This window comes from Biomaibacter acetigenes, assembly GCF_003691585.1.
Taxonomy (GTDB): Bacteria; Bacillota; Thermosediminibacteria; order Thermosediminibacterales; family Tepidanaerobacteraceae; genus Biomaibacter; species Biomaibacter acetigenes.
Genome location: NZ_CP033169.1, coordinates 2,365,841 through 2,383,291, shown reverse-complemented (window position 1 = coordinate 2,383,291; position 17,451 = coordinate 2,365,841). Strand labels below are relative to the sequence as shown.

Sequence of the window (17,451 nt, the reverse complement as noted above, 5' to 3'; positions counted from 1 at the left end):
TTCCAGCGCTTTTGGAGGTGAAACCATGGACATAACAATCAGAGGTAGCCGTAGCCTTAGAGGCCAGATTACGGTGCCCGGCGACAAATCCATTTCCCATCGCGCCATCATGCTCGGAGCCATTGCGCAGGGTGTCACGGAAATTGAAAGATTTCTGATGGCCGAAGACTGCCTTGCCACCGTGGACTGCTTCAGGAAAATGGGTATAGATATACGGATAATACATGAAAATATGAGTTCAACCGGTAAAGAAATAGCGGGTAAGTCCGAGGTACTCGATTTTAATCCCGAAAATGCAAAGGTTAAAGTTTTCGGCAAGGGATTACACGGCCTTAAAAAACCCGACTGCCCTTTATATGTCGGTAATTCCGGCACTACTATAAGACTTCTTTCCGGCATCCTGGCAGGCCAGGATTTTGACGTGGAAATCACCGGGGATGAATCTATCAGGCGCAGGCCTATGGGCCGGGTGACGGAGCCTCTAAGGCTTATGGGCGCAAATATTGAGGGCGCCGAAGGCGGCAATAAAGCTCCCTTGAAGATAAGGGGTGGCAAACTTTTTGCTATAAATTACAGGCTTCCGGTGGCCAGCGCCCAGGTGAAGTCTTCCCTGCTGCTGGCGGGGCTCTATGCCAAAGGGCAGACTACCATTGAAGAGCCGGAAAAGTCCCGGGACCATACGGAAATAATGATGAAGGCCTTCGGAGTCGATATTTCCCGGGAAAACAACACCGTCAGGTTGAATCCCGTGCCAGAATTAAGGCCTCAGAAGATAACTATACCCGGCGACATATCTTCGGCGGCCTTTTTCATGGTAGGAGCCTGCATTCTGCCGGATTCGGACATCATAATAAAAAATGTGGGCATAAACCCCACCCGGACAGGGATAGTCGATGCCCTCAGGCTCATGGGGGCTGATATTGAGATTTTAAATGAATCTATAACAAACGGTGAACCTGTGGCGGATATAAGGGTCAGGAGCAGCCGCCTCAAAGGTATTAATGTCAAGGGTCCTATCATTCCCCGCATCATCGACGAGATCCCCATCCTTGCGGTGGCGGCGGCCTTCGCAGAAGGCGTTACTGTAATAAAAGATGCCGGGGAATTAAAGGTGAAGGAAAGCAACAGGATAGCTGCCATGGTGGACGGACTTTCAACGTTCGGAGCCAGCATAACGGAAACGGAAGACGGTATGGTAATCGAAGGTGGGGGCAAGCTGAAAGGCGGCAGAGTAAAAAGTTACGGCGACCACCGCATAGCCATGTCCCAGGCCATAACAGCCCTGGGAGCGGAAGGCAGTACTATTATAGAAAACGTGGATTGTGTAAATATATCCTACCCGGATTTTTTTAAGACCCTGACAAAAATTTCCGTACATGGCTCATCTGGACCGGCAATACATTGATGTCATTGGCAGCCAGCTGGTCAGCCATGAATAATTCCAGATTGTCCGGCACTTGCAATTTGCCAAGCCTTGCCTTTATGGCTATCTCCCAGCCGCTGGCGGCGCTCAGGAACAATTCGTTTTCCTGGACTAAGTCAAGAAATATTGTTCGCAAGACGTGTCATTCTAAAAATTATAAATAAAAATTATAAATGCCTAAACCTATGAATATAAAGGATTTGGGCATTTTTTTATAATTTTTAAGTTGACAGGTTATTGCATTTTCAAATATAATCACAAAAAAATAGATAGTATTTTTCAAAAAAAGGATTTTGGAACGGAATGTCGAATATATTCAGCTAATGTTTTCATTATAAGAACAAATGTATTTGAAATGAGAACTATTTTTTTTATTATCAGGCCATATCCGGTTTCATTATTAAATAAAATATCAGGGAGGAGCTTGCATGAAAAAGTATCGGGTAGGTGTTGTAGGAGCTCTGGGAGCTGTGGGCACGGAGATGCTAAAGACACTGGAGCAGAGGGACTTTCCCATAGAAAAGATAAAACCCCTGGACATACCGGAAAATGAAGGAAAGATGATTGTTTTCAGGGGTGAGAGAGTCTCTGTGGAGGTGGCCAGGGAAGGGGCTTTTAAAGACCTGGATATTGCTCTCTTTTCCGCCGGTGAGGCTGCCAGCCTGAAACTTTCCCCGGTGGCAGCGGCCGAGGGGTGTATAGTCATTGACAACAGCAATGCCTTTCGTATGAACCCTGCTGTGCCGCTGGTAATCCCTGAGGTTAACCCGGAAGACCTCAAATGGCACAAGAAAATCATTGCCAATCCCAATTGTTCCACCATTCAGATGCTGGTGGCCTTAAAACCCCTTCATGACCATTTCACAATAAGGAGGATAGTTGTCTCTACTTACCAGGCTGTTTCGGGAACGGGCATACCGGGCATGGCAGAGCTGGAAAGCCAGGTCAGAGCTTATACCGAGGGAAAGCCGCTTGATGTAAAAGTGTATCCTCATCAGATTGCGTTTAATGCCATTCCCCACATTGATGTCTTCATGGAAAACGGCTACAGCAGGGAAGAAATGAAAATGGTAAATGAGACCCATAAGATGCTTCATGATGACAGCATCGCCGTTTGTCCCACGGCTGTCAGGATTCCCGTGGTGCGCTGCCATTCGGAGGCTATCAACATAGAGACCGAAAAGCCCATCAGTGTGGAAGAAGCCAGGGAAATCCTGGAGAAGGCTCCCGGTGTGAAGGTAATGGATGACCTTTCCAAAAACCTTTATCCTCTTGCGGCGGACCTGGCCGGCACCGATTATGTTTATGTGGGCAGGATAAGGAAGGATATTTCCGTAGAAAACGGCCTGAATATGTGGGTGGTGGCCGACAACCTGAGAAAAGGCGCCGCACTCAATGCCGTCCAGATTGCGGAAACCTTAATTAAAATGAATCTCATTTAGGGGGCGAATTTATGGCGATTATTGTACAGAAATTTGGCGGAACCTCCGTGAAATCTCCGGAGAGCCGCAAGGCAGCATTGAAACATATAATACGAGCTAAAGAAGAGGGGTTTGATGTTGTTGTGGTGGTGTCGGCCATGGGCCGCAAGGGTGACCCTTATGCTACCGATACCCTAATACAACTCCTGGAATCCCAGGGCGGGCCTGTATGTCCTAAGAAAAAGGACCTTATAATGGCCTGCGGAGAAATTATTTCATCGGCGGTCATGGCTGCATATATCGAATCCGCCGGAATCCCCGCCGAGGCCATGACGGGCTTTCAGGCGGGAATACTAACTACAGGGGAGTTCGGCAACGCAGATATAATTAATGTCAATCCGGAACCCATTCTGGAAAAACTGAAAGAGGGCAGGGTGGTAGTGGTGGCCGGATTCCAGGGCCAGACCGAAAAAGGCGAGATAACCACTCTGGGACGGGGGGGCAGCGACACCACTGCCGTGGTGCTGGGGGGTTATCTCAAGGCCGATGTGGTGGATATATATACCGATGTACCCGGTGTGGCAGTAACTGACCCGCGTATCATTCCGGAGGCGCCTTTCCTTTCGCGGATCTCCTTCAAGGAAATGCTTACCATGGCAGAAAGCGGTGCGAAGGTCATCCACCCCAGGGCAGTAAAGGCAGCCATGAATTTCAACATGCCCTTCAGGATAAAGTCCACCTTTGATGATGGTGACGGCACGCTGGTGGGACAGATGGGGAACGAATTCCCCATTTCAGGCATATCACTGCAAAAGAACATATTTGAGGGGCTTTCCGGAGTGTCGGTGGTATATAATGAAAGCGACGCCGCGGTAAACTCCCGTGCCATAAGCCGAAAGATTGAATCGCTGCTGGCCGGAGGCAATATTCCTATCAGAGAGCGCAAGACCCTGTCGAACTGCTTTTACGCGGCAATACCGCAGGAATACGCCGAGCTGGCGGTACGAGCCATATTCGACGGCTTTTTCCCGGAAGAAGCAAAAGAGGTGGGCTGATTTTCGGAAAATATCAAAGGGCATAGTATAAGCTCAAAGCATAATGACGATTTGATTCTATAGGAGTTTGACAAAAAGTCAAACTCCTTTTTTCTCCTTTATAATTTCGAACAAGAAAAAAATTTCAGATAAAAGGATTTTAAAAATTTGCGTCGAATATATAACTTCAATTGTCTTCAAAAGAAGAACAAAAATCTACGATACGAGGACATTTTGGATTTTTGTATTTTCAGTGTTAAATTTTAGTTAAATTTTTTAAAAATCGGTTTTTTGTATTGACATGATGGCAAGCAATATAATAATATATTTTTCATATAATGATGAGTGAGACTGCTCATCACGTCCTCATATTTCACATTTTTAATTTAGAGGGGTGTCTGAAATGAAGAGTTACAATGTGGCAGTGGTGGGAGCTACCGGAGCGGTAGGACAGACCATGATCAAGATTTTACAGGAGCGCAATTTTCCGGTGAAAAGAATTTTACCTCTGGCTTCTGCCAGGTCCAACGGTCATTCGGTGGAATTCAGGGGAGAAAAGATAAAGGTGGAGGAAGCGATGCCTTCGGCTTTTGAGGGGATAGATATAGCTCTTTTCTCCGCCGGCAATGAAGTGAGCATGGAGCTGGCGCCGGAAGCAGTAAAGAGGGGAGCCGTTGTCATTGACAACAGCAGCGCCTTCAGGATGGCCCCCGAAGTGCCTCTGGTGGTTCCGGAGGTAAATCCCGGTGATATTCACCGGCACAAAGGGCTCATTGCCAATCCCAACTGTTCCACCATTCAGATGGTGGTGGTTTTAAAGCCAATTCATGAAAAGGCCAGGATAAAAAGGGTAGTGGTGTCTACATACCAGGCTGTATCCGGGACTGGTGTGGATGCCATAGAGGAATTGAAACTCCAGTCAAGGAAAATTTTAAGCGGGGATAAGCCCGAACCCCGGGTTTATCCATATCCCATAGCCTTTAATGTCTTGCCCCATATAGATGTATTTGATGATACGGGCTACAGCATGGAAGAATGGAAAATGGTGAGGGAGACAAAGAAAATTATGGGAGATGAAAGTATAGCGGTGACTGCCACCACGGTGCGGGTTCCTGTTTTCAACTGCCATTCCGAGGCGGTCAATATCGAAACAGTTGAAAAGCTTACCGCCGACGGTGCCCGCAGTATTCTGTCGCAGGCTCCCGGAGTGAAAGTGGTGGATGATCCCCAAAGAGGATTTATCCCCTCCCGAAAGATGTATCAGGGCAAAATGATGTGTTTGTCGGCAGAATCCGGGAAGATTTTTCGATTCCCTGCGGCCTCAACCTCTGGATCGTGGCTGACAATTTGAGAAAGGGAGCCGCCTACAATGCGGTACAGATAGCGGAATATATGGTGGAACATTCACTTATTTAAACCGTCAAGAACCATCTCCCTCTCCCTGGAATATTATATAAGAAGATGAATGTTTCGAAGGGAGGGGATATGATGCGGCAAACTTATCAGCTTGAGTGGGCCAGCAAGGATCTGGGGCAAGAGACCAGGATAGCCCTCGGAGATGTAAACGGCGACGGCAGGATAAATATCGTTGCGGGGACCACCGCAGCCACTTCGGGCAATTCAAACCTTTATGTATTCAGATTTGAAAATAATACCTACCACCAACTGGCCAGAATTAATTTAGGAAATGAAGATGTCCGCTGCATAAAAGTTTACGATATCGATGGCGACGGCAGAGATGAAATCATAGTAGGAAGCTACGGGGGCATATTTATTTACAAGATGAGGGGCAAAGAACTGATAAAAATCGCAGAAAGCACCGCCATGGATGGAGAAGTCGTGTCCCTGGCCATAGCCGATATCGATGGCGATGGTAAACTGGAAATTGTGGCGGCGGCCAGAGGGAGATCAAAAATATATATTTTCCGCTTTGACGGCAAGCTGGTATTTTTAAGGCCGGAAGTTTTTAGATACAACGTGTATTGTCTGGATGCCGGGGATACTGATGGTGATGGAACGGTGGAGGTTGTGATTAAGACCCGGAGCCATGGAGGCAGCGTCGTCTATGTGCTTTGTTTCAAAGATGGTAAAAAGATGGAAAAGTGGAGCGGCAATATCCCCGACGCCGATAAAGATTTTATAGTAGTGGATGATTTTGATGGCGATGGGAGGGATGAAATAATCTTTGATTGCACTGACCGCACAGTAAAGATCCTGCATTTTAAAGGCGGAATATACGGAATCATGTGGGGATGCCCGGATCTGGACCAGGACCCCAAGGATGTGGCTGTATTTGATGTGGATGGGGATGGCCAAAGGGAACTGGTGATCGTATGCCTTAACACCGTGTATATTTATGGATGGAAGGGTAGGAGCATTGTTCTGGAGTGGAAGCAGACCATACCCAATGGTGTCATATGCGTCGAAGTTGGAGAATTGAACCAGAGAGGGCTGGGAGAGATTTGCCTGGGCACCGTGTACGGCTATATATATGTGATGGAAGCCCGCCGGGATATGCAGCGGGGTAAATTATGGGTGGGAAAGATTCAGGCTATAGTGCAGGATACAGTGGATATTCCCGCCGGCAAGCCCGATGCAGAAAGAGGGGTGGAAGCCAGAGCAGCTTTTACGGTAGATGAAGTAAAAGTGCTCTGCGATAAAGTTATTGTGGATGGAGAAGTGACCGCAAAAATACTTTATGTGGCAGCCCTTCCCTCCCAGCCGGTGCACTTCTTTGAAGCCACCTTTCCATTTCTGCAGTTTGTCCACCTTTATGGCGCCGAACCGGGCATGGAAGCCCTGGTGTTTTTCAAGGTAGAACATATTAATGTAGATGTGGTAAGCCCCAGAAGAGTCAAGGTGACCATACTGTTCGAGATGCTGGTGAAACTTGTAGAGCCCTGCTGGTGTGATGATCCTTGATGTAATTTTTAGCCCTCAAAAACAAAGCGGACCGAAAATGGTCCGCTTTTTTAATTTACATTGCCGGGGTTGTCTTTTGTCCCATCTGTTCTATCTGGGTAAGATTGTCCTCGCATTTTGTTATGGAATCGAACATCTTATTGATGGCCTGGCTCTGCAGGATGGCATTCTGAGCCTGGGCCAGAGCTGAGACGGCTTGCTGCATGGACTGGATTACCTGCATATCCATGGCTACCTGCTGTTCGTGGCAGTCTTTTTCCATTTGTTCAATGGTCTGCTTATACTGCCTGGCATTCATCTGAAGGTTTGAAATTCCCAGTTGAGCCGCCTGCTGAAGCTGTAGAGCGCTATTGTAAAGGTTTTCCAGCCTGCGGGCATCCATAAGGCTGGTGGAAGCCTGATTCAAAGTGCTTTGAATTTGTTGTTCAGATGCCATTTGCTGCTCCCGGGCGGAATTCACCAGGCATTCAATACTGGTGGAAAATTGCTTGTGCTGGGCATTCTGGTATTGCATGGTGTTCTGCTGGCGCTGCTGGTTGACAATATCCTGGATTTGATTTACGGTTTCTGCCCCCAGCCTTTCACTGATTTCGCTCATGGTCTTGTCCTGTTTGCTTTTTTGGGTTATGTCGGTTTTATCAGCCAAAGTTTTTCCTCCTCGCTTTTAATTTTTTTCTTTTTTAATATTTCCTTTTTTAAAAGATCAATACATCTTTTATGGAAAACCAGGGCGGTATAACATGATAAAAAAAGGATAAAATAAGACTGTTTAAACTTTTATGAGGAGGAATGCCTGAATGGTTAAGACCGTCATAGGTGTGTTTGACAGTAAGGAACAGGCGGAAAAGGCCGTTTCCCAGATGAGAAATTCCGGTTTTGATACCAACGAAATATCCATTGTGGCAAAAGGAGCAAAAGGAGAAGCCGGAAGAGGCGGCAATGGCGATGATGATGATGATGGTGATGGTAACCTCGGCATGGATACAGTGGCTGACGGGACCACCACAGGCGGAGTTCTCGGGGGCCTTGCAGGCCTTGCCCTTGGAGCAGGTGCATTAGCCGTACCGGGCCTCGGACCGATCATTGCGGCCGGCCCCATAGCTGGTTTGATCTCCGGGGCTGCCACCGGTGGAGTGGCCGGAGGTTTGATTGACTGGGGGATTCCCGAAGAGAGAGGCCGTTATTACGAGGGTGAAGTCAAAAAAGGCAGGATTTTAGCAGTAGTTAGGGCGCACGAGCAGAAAGTGGGCAATGCGGCCAAGATAATGAGACAAAACGGAGCAAAAGATGTCGAAACACATTGAGCATTAAAACAGGGTCCGACAGGATCCTGTTTTTTAAAACTTTCAAACCGGTTGAAATTGGCTTCCACGTATAACTGTTTTATGATATAATAATTAATAAAGTAGTTATATATAACAGATTTAACTTCAAGGATATAGTATACACGGGGATTTGTTGAAAAAAAAGAGGAAAAATTGATGTTTTATAGAATATATTATATATAAAGATATAGTTTTGAAACACTTCTAGGCCTTTGGGGGGTTAAAAATGCAGGCAAGTTTCAGCCTCACGCTTTCACAAACGCAAAAGCTTGTCATGACACCGGAGTTGAGGCAGGCCATCACAATATTACAGCTGTCCGCACTGGAACTCGATGAATATATAGAACAGGAGCTTCTTGAAAATCCCCTGTTGGATTTGAATGAGGATATTCCCAAAAATGATGATATCATTGATAAGCAGAGCCAAAAGGATTCCGACACTATTGATTGGGAGGACTATTTTCAGGATTGTTCGGACCTGGATTTTTTGAGATTTCCGCTGGAAAAAAAGAAGAAGAATTGGGATTTGAAAATTTCGTATCCTCAACACCTTCTCTTCAAGAACATCTCATAATGCAGCTTCACCTTTGCTCTATATCCAGGACGGAATTTAAAATCGGGGAGTTTCTTATAGGAAACCTTGATAAAAGGGGTTATTTGACTATAAGCACTGCCGAGGCTGCGAAACTTTTAAAAGTATCCGAACAAGAAGTGGAAAAGGTATTGAAGCTTATTCAGACCTTCGAGCCTGCCGGAATCGGAGCACGCAACCTTATTGAATGCCTTTTGATTCAGGTTGAACAGAGAAATATAGATATGCCCAAAATAAAGGAATTAATAACCGGCCACCTGAAGGACCTGGCTGAAGCCCGTTACAGCAGGATTGCCGAGGCGCTAAACATATCCCTTTCCGAAGTTCAGAGGCTTAAAGATGTTATATTGACGCTGGATCCCAAGCCCGGAAGGAATTTCTCTTCTGTGAATGATACCCAGTATATCATTCCGGATGCTGTTATTGAAAAGGTGGGCAATGATTATGTGGTAATCATGAATGACAGTGTATCACCGAGGCTGTCCATTAATTCCTATTACCGTTCCCTCCTTTATTCAGAAAACCGGGAATCCAACATATCCAAATTTTTATCTCAAAGACTGGATTCAGCCCTATGGCTCATTAAAAGTATCGAACAGCGCCGCATCACCTTAAACAAGGTGATTAGCACCATAGTAGAAGTGCAGAGGGATTTCCTGGATTACGGCGTCACATGTCTCAAACCTCTTACCATGAAGCAGATCGCCGACAGGGTGGGTATTCATGAGTCTACCGTTTCGAGAGCCATAAGCGGAAAGTACGTTCAAACTCCCCGGGGGCTGTTTGAACTGAAGTTTTTCTTTAAAAACGGCCTGGATAATACCAATGGTTCATCTACTTCCTCCGAGAGCATCAAAAAAATGATAAAAGAAATGGTCGGAGGCGAAGATCCCTACAATCCGCTGAGCGATCAGAAAATAGCCGATGATTTAAAGAAAAAGGGTATTATCATTTCTCGAAGGACCGTTGCAAAGTACAGGGAGGAGATAGGCATCCCATCATCAGCCAAGAGAAAAAGGTATTAAAAAATTTTGCTTGTGAAGCAGGAATTTACCAAAAGGTGTAGAAATATATAATTGGGGTTTAATATAACCCTGATTTTTTGGACCATATGGGACATAAAATAAAAATATGGGTCTTAAAGCGTCCCACATAATCCTATATATAGCCATACTGCATAAAATTTACTTTAATAACTAATTCTTAAATTAGGATATTGCTGCTGAATTTTTCAGCAGAACAAAATACATAAGGAGGAGAATTTAACATGAGCATCAAAGTTGGTATCAATGGATTTGGCAGGATAGGGAGGAATTCTTTCAAGGCAGCATTCAACAAGCACCCGGAGATAGAAATAGTCGCCGTCAACGACCTCTATGACACCAAAACCCTGGCCCATCTTCTAAAGTACGATTCCGTCTTCGGAACTTTCGATGCCACGGTGGAGGCCAAGGATTCCTCACTGGTGGTTAACGGAAAGGAAATAAAGATTTTTGCCGAAAAAGACCCGGCCAATATCCCATGGAAAGACCTCGGGGTGGATATTGTTGTGGAATCTTCCGGGGTTTTTACCTCCAAGGATAAGGCTATAAAGCACATCGAGGCAGGAGGAGCCAAAAAGGTCATCATCAGCGCACCGGCCAAGGGCGAGGATATCACCATAGTCATGGGAGTAAATGAGGAAAAATATAATCCCAAAGAGCATCATGTGATTTCCAACGCTTCATGTACCACCAACTGCCTGGCCCCGGTGGCCAAAGTTCTCATGGACAATTTCGGAATCCAGAAGGGCCTCATGAACACCGTGCACTCTTACACAAATGACCAGAGAATCCTGGATTTACCCCACAAAGATTTAAGGAGAGCAAGGGCCGCAGCTTTGAACATTATTCCCACCACCACGGGTGCCGCCAAAGCCGTTGCTCTGGTTATCCCGGAACTTAAAGGGAAATTGAACGGCTTTGCGCTGAGGGTTCCCACACCTACAGTATCCATAGTGGACTTCACCTGCCTGCTGGAAAAGAGTGCTACTGCCGAACAGGTAAATGACGCCCTCAGGGAAGCTGCCGAGGGCAAGATGAAGGGCATTCTCGGATACACCGAAGAACCCCTGGTTTCCATGGACTTCAAGGGCTGCGAACTTTCTTCCATAGTGGACGGCCTTTCCACCATGGTCATCGAAGACGACTTTGTGAAGGTAATTTCCTGGTACGACAACGAATGGGGTTATTCCAACAGGGTAATGGACCTTGTAAAATACATCGCAAATAAGGGATTTTAAGTTAAAATAGCCCATCTTTGGGCTATTTTAAACTAAGGAGATTATACATGGAACAAGTGGCGGAATTGCTCAAAAAAATAGTTCCTGAAGTTGTGAAAGAGGTGGAAAACCGCTATACCATCCTGCAGAATATCTATTTTAACCAGCCCATTGGTAGGAGAGCCCTGGCCGGAATAATCTCCTGGTCGGAAAGGCCCCTCAGGAACGAGATAAAAAAGCTGGAGGAACAGGGTCTGATAGAAATTGAGCAAAAGGGAATGAAGGTGTCCGGCGAAGGAGAAGATGTAATTTCCCGGCTTGAAAATTTCATATTTTATCTGAAAGGCCTGAACCCTGTTGCCCAAAGCGTCATGGAAAAATTTCACTGTCAGCATGTTATTATCGTTCCCGGGGATTCAGATCAAGATGAGGCCATCAAGAAGCAACTGGGCAAGGAAGCGGCCCGAAACCTTATATCGTTCCTGAAAAATAGGGATATTGTAGCTGTAACGGGCGGGACCACCATGGCTCAAATACCCAGAAGCATGACTCCTGCTTCAGGATTTGAAGATGTTATCGTGGTGCCCGGCAGGGGAGGCCTGGGCGAAAGAGTGGAACTGCAATCCAACACCATAGCCGCAGAGCTGGCAGAAAAGCTGGGAGCTCAATACAGGCTTCTTTATGTTCCCGACAATCTGGGCGCCGATGCTATGGAGTCGGTAGTGAACGAACCGGGCATCAAGGAGGTCATAGCCACCATCCGCCAGGCCAGCATACTGCTCCACGGCATCGGCGGTGCCGAGGAAATGGCCCGGCGGCGGGGCCTGTCCGAGGAAGAAGTCGGGGAGATATTGAAAAAAGGCGCCGTGGCCGAAGCCTTTGGATTTTACTTTAATAAGGAGGGCATGATAGTCCATACCACCACCAGTGTTGGGCTTTCTATCAAGGACCTGAAAAACATCAGGACGGTAATAGCCATCGCCGGCGGCGCCAGTAAGGCGCCGGCCATACAGGCTTTTTTAAGGTACCACCATCCGACGGTACTTATAACTGATGAGGGAGCCGCACGAAGGCTTCTTGAAATAGAAGGAGGGATAGAGAGTGAATAAAAAAACTCTTGAAGATTTTGATGTCAATGGCAAGAAAGTTTTGGTCAGGGTGGATTTCAATGTGCCCATGGATGAACAGGGGCACATTACCGATGACACCAGAATAAGGGCTGCACTGCCTACAATAAAATACCTTTCGGAACATGGGGCGAAGGTCATACTGGCTTCCCATCTGGGCCGGCCTAAGGGAAAAGTGAATATGAAATACAGCCTTGGTCCTGTGGCAAAGAGACTTTCGGAATTGATGGGAAAAGATGTGACAATGGCAGAAGACTGTATCGGGGAACCCGCTGAAAAGGCAGTGGCGGCCGCCAAGCCGGGAGATGTAGTCTTGCTCGAAAATGTGAGATTTTATGCGGAAGAGGAAAAAAATGACAGGGAATTTGCCAAAAAGCTCGCAAGTCTTGCTGAACTTTATATAAATGATGCCTTTGGCACAGCCCATAGAGCCCATGCATCCACCGCAGGAGTAGCGGAGTTCCTGCCCGCCGGAGCCGGGTATTTGATGAAAAAGGAAATTGAGGTCATGGGCAAGGCCCTGGAGAATCCCGAAAGACCCTTTGTAGCAATTCTGGGTGGTGCCAAGGTCGGGGATAAGATAGGCGTTATTCAAAATCTCCTTACTAAAGTGGATTCTCTGCTCATCGGCGGGGGTATGGCTTATACTTTCCTGAAGAGCATGGGATATGAAATAGGCAAATCCCTGCTGGAACAGGATAAGATTGAGCTTGCGGAGGACCTTTTGAAGCAGGCCAAGGAAAGGGGAGTTAACCTGCTTCTTCCCGACGATGTGGTGGTTACAACGGAATTAAAGGAGGGTGTGCCCTTCAGTACAGTTCCCATTAGTGAAATCCCAGAAGATTTAATGGGAGTCGACATCGGCCAAAAGACCCGGGAGAAATTCGCAAAGGTTATAAAGGATGCAAAGACTGTGGTATGGAACGGTCCCATGGGAGTTTTTGAAATTCGCGAGTTCGCGCAAGGGACTCTGGCTGTAGCCCGGGCCATGGCAGAATCCGGTGCCGTAACCATCATAGGCGGTGGAGATTCGGCGGCGGCGGTGGAACAACTGGGCTTTGCCGATGCCATGACCCATATTTCCACCGGCGGTGGAGCCTCGCTGGAATTCCTGGAAGGTAAGGAACTGCCCGGAGTGGCGGTGCTCAATGATAAATAATTAATAAATTTATCCCCGGGGGTGATATTTTGAACAGGATACCTTTGATAGCTGGCAACTGGAAGATGCACAATAATAGAAGGGAAACCCTGGAGTTTCTGGAAGCCTTTTTACCGAAGGCAAAGGGTTTAGAGGTCGAGGTGGTGATATGCCCGCCTTTCACGGACCTGTGGCCCGCTGCGGAGAAATTGAAAGACACAGCAGTGAAGCTGGGAGCCCAGAACCTGCACTGGGAGGAAAAGGGGGCCTTTACCGGAGAAGTTTCTCCGGCCATGCTGATAGAAATTCCCTGCGATTACGTGATTATAGGCCATTCGGAAAGGCGGCAGTATTTTGCCGAAACCGACGAAACAGTGAATAAAAAGGTAAAGACTGCCTTAAAATATGGATTGACACCCATCATTTGCGTGGGAGAAACTCTGGAGCAAAGAGAGCAGGGCATTACCATGTCCTGGGTTTTAGGGCAGGTTGAAAAGGCTCTTGAAGGACTTACCGATGCAGAAGTGCAGAAGATAGTTTTCGCTTATGAACCCATTTGGGCCATCGGCACGGGTAAAACTGCCTCCAGCCAGGATGCCCAGGAGGTTATCGGAGCCATCAGAAAAAAGATTGCGGATCTCTTTAATGCCGGTGTGTCGAATAAGGTAAGGATCCTCTATGGCGGCAGTGTTAAACCCGAGAATATAAAAGAGCTCATGGCACAGCCCGACATAGACGGAGCCCTGGTGGGCGGTGCCAGCCTGAAACCTGACGGATTTTATTCAATAGCGGCATTTAACCAAAACTAGGAGTTGAATACAGTGTCAAAAAAGCCATTAATGTTAATGATCCTCGATGGATGGGGGATCAATGAGCGGGCCGAAGGAAACGCCATCCTGAAAGCTCAAACCCCCAATTTTGATAAACTCATGCGGTATTATCCCAATACTATCCTGGAAACCAGCGGCCTTTCCGTGGGACTACCCGAAGGGCAGATGGGCAACTCGGAAGTTGGTCATTTGAATCTGGGAGCAGGCCGCATTGTTTATCAGGAATTTACCAGAATCAGCGAGGATATAAAAAAGGGATGCTTATTTAAAAACCAGGTTTTGCTGGATGCCATGGACAATGCCAGAAAAAATGACAGTGCCCTGCATCTGATGGGGCTTTTATCCGATGGGGGGGGTGCACAGCCATATAGACCATCTTCTGGCCCTTTTGAAAATGGCAAAACAGGAAGGCTTGAAAAAGGTGTATGTTCATGCCTTTCTCGATGGAAGGGATGTGCCGCCGGCCAATGCGGGAATATATATAAAACGCCTTGAAAACGTGATGGGCGAGCTTGGCATCGGTGAGATAGCCACCATCGCCGGCCGCTATTATGCCATGGATAGAGATAAGAGATGGGACAGGACCGAAAAGGCCTATAATGCAATTGTTTTCGGCGAGGGGATGAAAGCCGACAATGCCCTGGCAGCCCTTGAAAAGAGCTATGCCCGGGAAGAAACCGATGAATTCGTGGTGCCCACGGTAATAGTGGATAAAAATGGAAAACCTCGGGGCACTGTGAGAGAAGGAGATTCGATTATTTTCTTTAACTTCAGGCCCGATAGAGCCCGGCAGCTTACCTATGCCTTCTGCAACGAGGATTTTCAAGGTTTTGAGCGTAAAAAGGGTTTATTCCCGGTGCTTTTCGTGTGCATGACCCAGTACGATGTGAAGGTAAAAAACGCCCACATCGCCTATGAACCTCAATCCCTTGACAATATATTTGCTGAAGTGATATCCAGGGCCGGACTGAAACAGCTTCGCATAGCCGAGACGGAAAAGTACGCCCACGTTACTTTCTTTTTCAACGGCGGCGTGGAAAAGTCATATCCCGGCGAGGACCGTATCCTGATTCCATCGCCCAAAGTGGCCACTTATGACATGAAGCCGGAAATGAGTGCCTATGAGGTCACCGACAAGGTCATAGAAAAAATCCGGGAAGACATATATGATGTCATCATATTGAACTACGCCAATTCAGATATGGTAGGCCATACCGGTGTTTTTGAGGCGGCAGTAGAAGCGGTGGAAGCCGTTGACAAATGTATAGGAAGGGTGGTAGAATCCATCCGTGAAAAGGGCGGCACCGTGCTCATTACCGCCGACCACGGCAATGCGGAACAGATGGTGGATTATACCAGCGGCGAACCCCATACCGCCCATACCAGCAATCCCGTGCCCTTTATCCTGGTGGGCGACAGACACTACAGGCTGCACCCGGGGAAGCTGGCAGATGTGGCACCTACCATGCTGGAACTTTTAAATATTGAAAAGCCGGAAGAAATGACCGGAGAATCATTGATGGAATCTGATTTATAAATCAATTACTTTAAAAAGTAGAAAGGAGTATGGAATATGTCAGCTATTTTAGATGTATTTGCGAGGGAAATTCTGGATTCCCGCGGCAATCCTACGGTGGAGGTTGAGGTTATTCTGGAGGATGGAACCATCGGAAGGGCGGCGGTACCATCGGGAGCTTCCACCGGCCAGTTCGAAGCCGTGGAACTGAGGGACAGGGACATGAAGAGATTTGGCGGCAAGGGCGTCATCAAGGCCGTCGAGAATGTGAACAACGAGATAGCGCCGGAGATAAAGGGAATGGATGCCCTGGACCAGGTGAGCATAGACCGTGTGCTCATTGATCTGGACGCCACTCCCAATAAGGGAAAATTGGGGGCCAATGCCATTCTGGGCGTTTCCCTGGCCACCGCCAAAGCTGCGGCCAATTTCTCAGGGTTAAGTCTTTACAAATATATAGGCGGCACCAATGCCAAAGTTCTCCCCATACCCATGATGAATATTTTAAATGGCGGTAAGCATGCCGACAACAATGTGGACATACAGGAATTCATGATAATGCCGGTAGGTGCCAAAAATTTTGCCCAGGCGCTTAGAATGGGAGCCGAGACTTTCCACACCTTAAAAAAAGTGCTGGCGGAAAAAGGCCTCAGCACCACTGTGGGCGATGAGGGTGGCTTCGCACCCAACCTTTCTTCCAATGAAGAGGCCATCAAGTTCATTGTGGAAGCCATTGAGAAAGCCGGATACACACCAGGTAAGGACATATATGTGGCCCTGGACCCCGCATCATCGGAGTTTTACAGCGACGGCAGGTACCAGCTAAAGGGCGAGGGCCTGGAATATGATGCCGCTGGAATGGTAGAATACTATGACCGCCTGGTAGAAAAGTATCCTATCATATCCATTGAAGACGGCATGGCTGAGGAAGACTGGGAAGGCTGGAAACTCCTAACTCAGGCTTTAGGTGGCAAGATACAACTGGTGGGAGATGACCTCTTTGTGACAAATACCCAGAGGCTTTCCAGAGGTATAGAGATGGGTGTTGCCAACTCTATACTCATTAAATTAAACCAGATAGGTACCCTTACAGAAACCCTGGATGCCATCCAGATGGCCGAAAGGGCGGGATATACTGCAGTGGTGTCTCACCGCTCCGGAGAAACCGAGGATACCACCATAGCTGACCTGGTGGTAGGGGTCAACGCGGGGCAAATCAAAACTGGAGCTCCCTCCCGCACAGACAGGGTGGCCAAATACAACCAGCTTTTGAGGATTGAAGAAGAACTGGACCTGGCAGCTCAGTATCTGGGCCTGGATGCCTTCTACAACATAAAACGCTGAAAACCCAGGGTGACCGGAATTCCGGTCACTTTATTTTATGACCCAAAATTGTGTTTGATTAACGATAAAAAGGGGAAATATGTAAATAATAAGCAGTAGAGGATAGGGCAATTAGTATATCATGAAACAATGTAATAAAGTTTAAAAAGATGGCTGTTTTAACAAATAGGTCACAACATTTATGTAAATAAGTTGAAAAAATATGTCATAATTATTTCCAATGTATATTGAGTTTTTACAGGCTTTGTGGTAAAATAACATTCGTAAAATTTTCAGGAGGTGCACTGATGGAGATATTTTTAATGATTGTATATGTTTTGATTTGCCTGGGACTTATTGCAACTGTGTTACTTCAATCGGGTAAAAGTGCCGGACTATCCGGTAGCATTGCTGGGGGAGCGGAAACTTTCTTTGGCAAAAAGAAAGGCATAGATGAAAAACTTGCACGCTACACCGAGTTGCTGGCAGTAGGTTTTCTGGCGATGTCAATTATAATGATGGTATTTTTAAAGTAGTCAA

The 17,451-nt window shown here is 47.0% G+C and carries 13 protein-coding genes and 3 pseudogenes; 14 read left to right on the top strand and 2 right to left on the bottom strand.

Annotated elements, in window-relative coordinates:
* Positions 1 to 25: 25 nt before the first annotated feature.
* Entirely contained in the window at positions 26 to 1,405 is a 1,380-nt protein-coding gene (aroA, locus tag D2962_RS12170) for a 3-phosphoshikimate 1-carboxyvinyltransferase (protein WP_122015118.1), read from the top strand.
* Here aroA and D2962_RS17760 read toward each other — a convergent pair.
* Positions 1,350 to 1,559 carry a PIN domain-containing protein gene (locus D2962_RS17760; protein ID WP_187695375.1) on the bottom strand — a complete coding sequence of 70 codons (210 nt, stop codon included), beginning with the start codon at positions 1,557 to 1,559 and terminating at the stop codon, positions 1,350 to 1,352. The two genes, aroA and D2962_RS17760, sit on opposite strands and share 56 nt — an antisense overlap.
* A 292-nt stretch (positions 1,560 to 1,851) precedes the next feature.
* Between D2962_RS17760 and D2962_RS12160 the strand changes: the two genes are divergently transcribed.
* The 4 genes and pseudogenes from D2962_RS12160 to D2962_RS12145 all read left to right on the top strand — a co-directional run bounded on the left by D2962_RS12160 (position 1,852) and on the right by D2962_RS12145 (position 6,800).
* Positions 1,852 to 2,865 carry an aspartate-semialdehyde dehydrogenase gene (locus D2962_RS12160; RefSeq protein WP_120765642.1) on the top strand — a complete coding sequence of 338 codons (1,014 nt, stop codon included), beginning with the start codon at positions 1,852 to 1,854 and terminating at the stop codon, positions 2,863 to 2,865.
* Positions 2,866 to 2,876: 11 nt separating this feature from the next.
* Positions 2,877 to 3,899, top strand: a complete 1,023-nt coding sequence (locus D2962_RS12155; RefSeq protein WP_122015117.1) for an aspartate kinase — start codon at positions 2,877 to 2,879, stop codon at positions 3,897 to 3,899.
* A 382-nt stretch (positions 3,900 to 4,281) separates the two neighbouring features.
* Positions 4,282 to 5,294 (top strand): annotated as a pseudogene (locus tag D2962_RS12150) (aspartate-semialdehyde dehydrogenase).
* Between the two features lie 69 nt (positions 5,295 to 5,363).
* Positions 5,364 to 6,800 (top strand): FG-GAP-like repeat-containing protein, encoded by a 1,437-nt coding sequence (locus D2962_RS12145; RefSeq protein WP_245984666.1) that lies wholly within the window; start codon positions 5,364 to 5,366, stop codon positions 6,798 to 6,800.
* Positions 6,801 to 6,855: 55 nt separating this feature from the next.
* On the opposite strand, the gene D2962_RS12140 is transcribed toward D2962_RS12145, so the two are convergent.
* Positions 6,856 to 7,446, bottom strand: a complete 591-nt coding sequence (locus tag D2962_RS12140; RefSeq protein WP_120765646.1) for an exonuclease SbcC — start codon at positions 7,444 to 7,446, stop codon at positions 6,856 to 6,858.
* 151 nt (positions 7,447 to 7,597) lie between these two features.
* On the opposite strand from D2962_RS12140, the gene D2962_RS12135 reads away from it, so the two are divergent.
* From D2962_RS12135 to secG, 9 genes and pseudogenes are all read left to right on the top strand, one after another.
* Positions 7,598 to 8,104 carry a general stress protein gene (locus D2962_RS12135; protein WP_122015115.1) on the top strand — a complete coding sequence of 169 codons (507 nt, stop codon included), beginning with the start codon at positions 7,598 to 7,600 and terminating at the stop codon, positions 8,102 to 8,104.
* A gap of 247 nt (positions 8,105 to 8,351) precedes the next feature.
* Positions 8,352 to 9,742 (top strand): annotated as a pseudogene (gene rpoN, locus D2962_RS12130) (RNA polymerase factor sigma-54).
* Positions 9,743 to 9,984: 242 nt separating this feature from the next.
* The gene (gap, locus tag D2962_RS12125) at positions 9,985 to 10,998 is read left to right on the top strand and encodes a type I glyceraldehyde-3-phosphate dehydrogenase (RefSeq protein ID WP_122015114.1); all 1,014 of its coding nucleotides are present in this window, start codon (positions 9,985 to 9,987) and stop codon (positions 10,996 to 10,998) included.
* A gap of 47 nt (positions 10,999 to 11,045) precedes the next feature.
* Positions 11,046 to 12,086, top strand: coding sequence for a sugar-binding transcriptional regulator (locus tag D2962_RS12120; RefSeq protein ID WP_122015113.1), 1,041 nt, complete (start codon positions 11,046 to 11,048; stop codon positions 12,084 to 12,086).
* The gene (locus tag D2962_RS12115) at positions 12,079 to 13,263 is read left to right on the top strand and encodes a phosphoglycerate kinase (RefSeq protein ID WP_122015112.1); all 1,185 of its coding nucleotides are present in this window, start codon (positions 12,079 to 12,081) and stop codon (positions 13,261 to 13,263) included. The genes D2962_RS12120 and D2962_RS12115 overlap by 8 nt, the downstream gene beginning before the upstream one ends.
* 29 nt (positions 13,264 to 13,292) lie before the next feature.
* A complete protein-coding gene (tpiA, locus tag D2962_RS12110) occupies positions 13,293 to 14,051 on the top strand; it encodes a triose-phosphate isomerase (protein WP_222927523.1) in 759 nt (252 codons plus the stop codon).
* Between the two features lie 12 nt (positions 14,052 to 14,063).
* A pseudogene (gene gpmI / locus D2962_RS12105) lies at positions 14,064 to 15,609 on the top strand (2,3-bisphosphoglycerate-independent phosphoglycerate mutase).
* 36 nt (positions 15,610 to 15,645) lie between these two features.
* Entirely contained in the window at positions 15,646 to 16,932 is a 1,287-nt protein-coding gene (gene eno / locus D2962_RS12100) for a phosphopyruvate hydratase (RefSeq protein ID WP_122015111.1), read from the top strand.
* A 287-nt stretch (positions 16,933 to 17,219) separates the two neighbouring features.
* On the top strand, positions 17,220 to 17,447 hold the full coding sequence (gene secG / locus D2962_RS12095) for a preprotein translocase subunit SecG (RefSeq protein WP_174232503.1): 228 nt from the start codon (positions 17,220 to 17,222) through the stop codon (positions 17,445 to 17,447).
* Positions 17,448 to 17,451 lie beyond the last annotated feature (4 nt).

What these genes read in the sequence shown, in the direction of transcription:
- aroA (WP_122015118.1), top strand. Translation starts at nt 26, where the DNA reads ATGGACATAACAATCAGAGGTAGCCGTAGCCTTAGAGGCCAGATTACG.
- D2962_RS12160 (WP_120765642.1), top strand. Translation starts at nt 1,852, where the DNA reads ATGAAAAAGTATCGGGTAGGTGTTGTAGGAGCTCTGGGAGCTGTGGGC.
- D2962_RS12155 (WP_122015117.1), top strand. Translation starts at nt 2,877, where the DNA reads ATGGCGATTATTGTACAGAAATTTGGCGGAACCTCCGTGAAATCTCCG.
- D2962_RS12145 (WP_245984666.1), top strand. Translation starts at nt 5,364, where the DNA reads ATGATGCGGCAAACTTATCAGCTTGAGTGGGCCAGCAAGGATCTGGGG.
- D2962_RS12135 (WP_122015115.1), top strand. Translation starts at nt 7,598, where the DNA reads ATGGTTAAGACCGTCATAGGTGTGTTTGACAGTAAGGAACAGGCGGAA.
- gap (WP_122015114.1), top strand. Translation starts at nt 9,985, where the DNA reads ATGAGCATCAAAGTTGGTATCAATGGATTTGGCAGGATAGGGAGGAAT.
- D2962_RS12120 (WP_122015113.1), top strand. Translation starts at nt 11,046, where the DNA reads ATGGAACAAGTGGCGGAATTGCTCAAAAAAATAGTTCCTGAAGTTGTG.
- eno (WP_122015111.1), top strand. Translation starts at nt 15,646, where the DNA reads ATGTCAGCTATTTTAGATGTATTTGCGAGGGAAATTCTGGATTCCCGC.
- secG (WP_174232503.1), top strand. Translation starts at nt 17,220, where the DNA reads ATGGAGATATTTTTAATGATTGTATATGTTTTGATTTGCCTGGGACTT.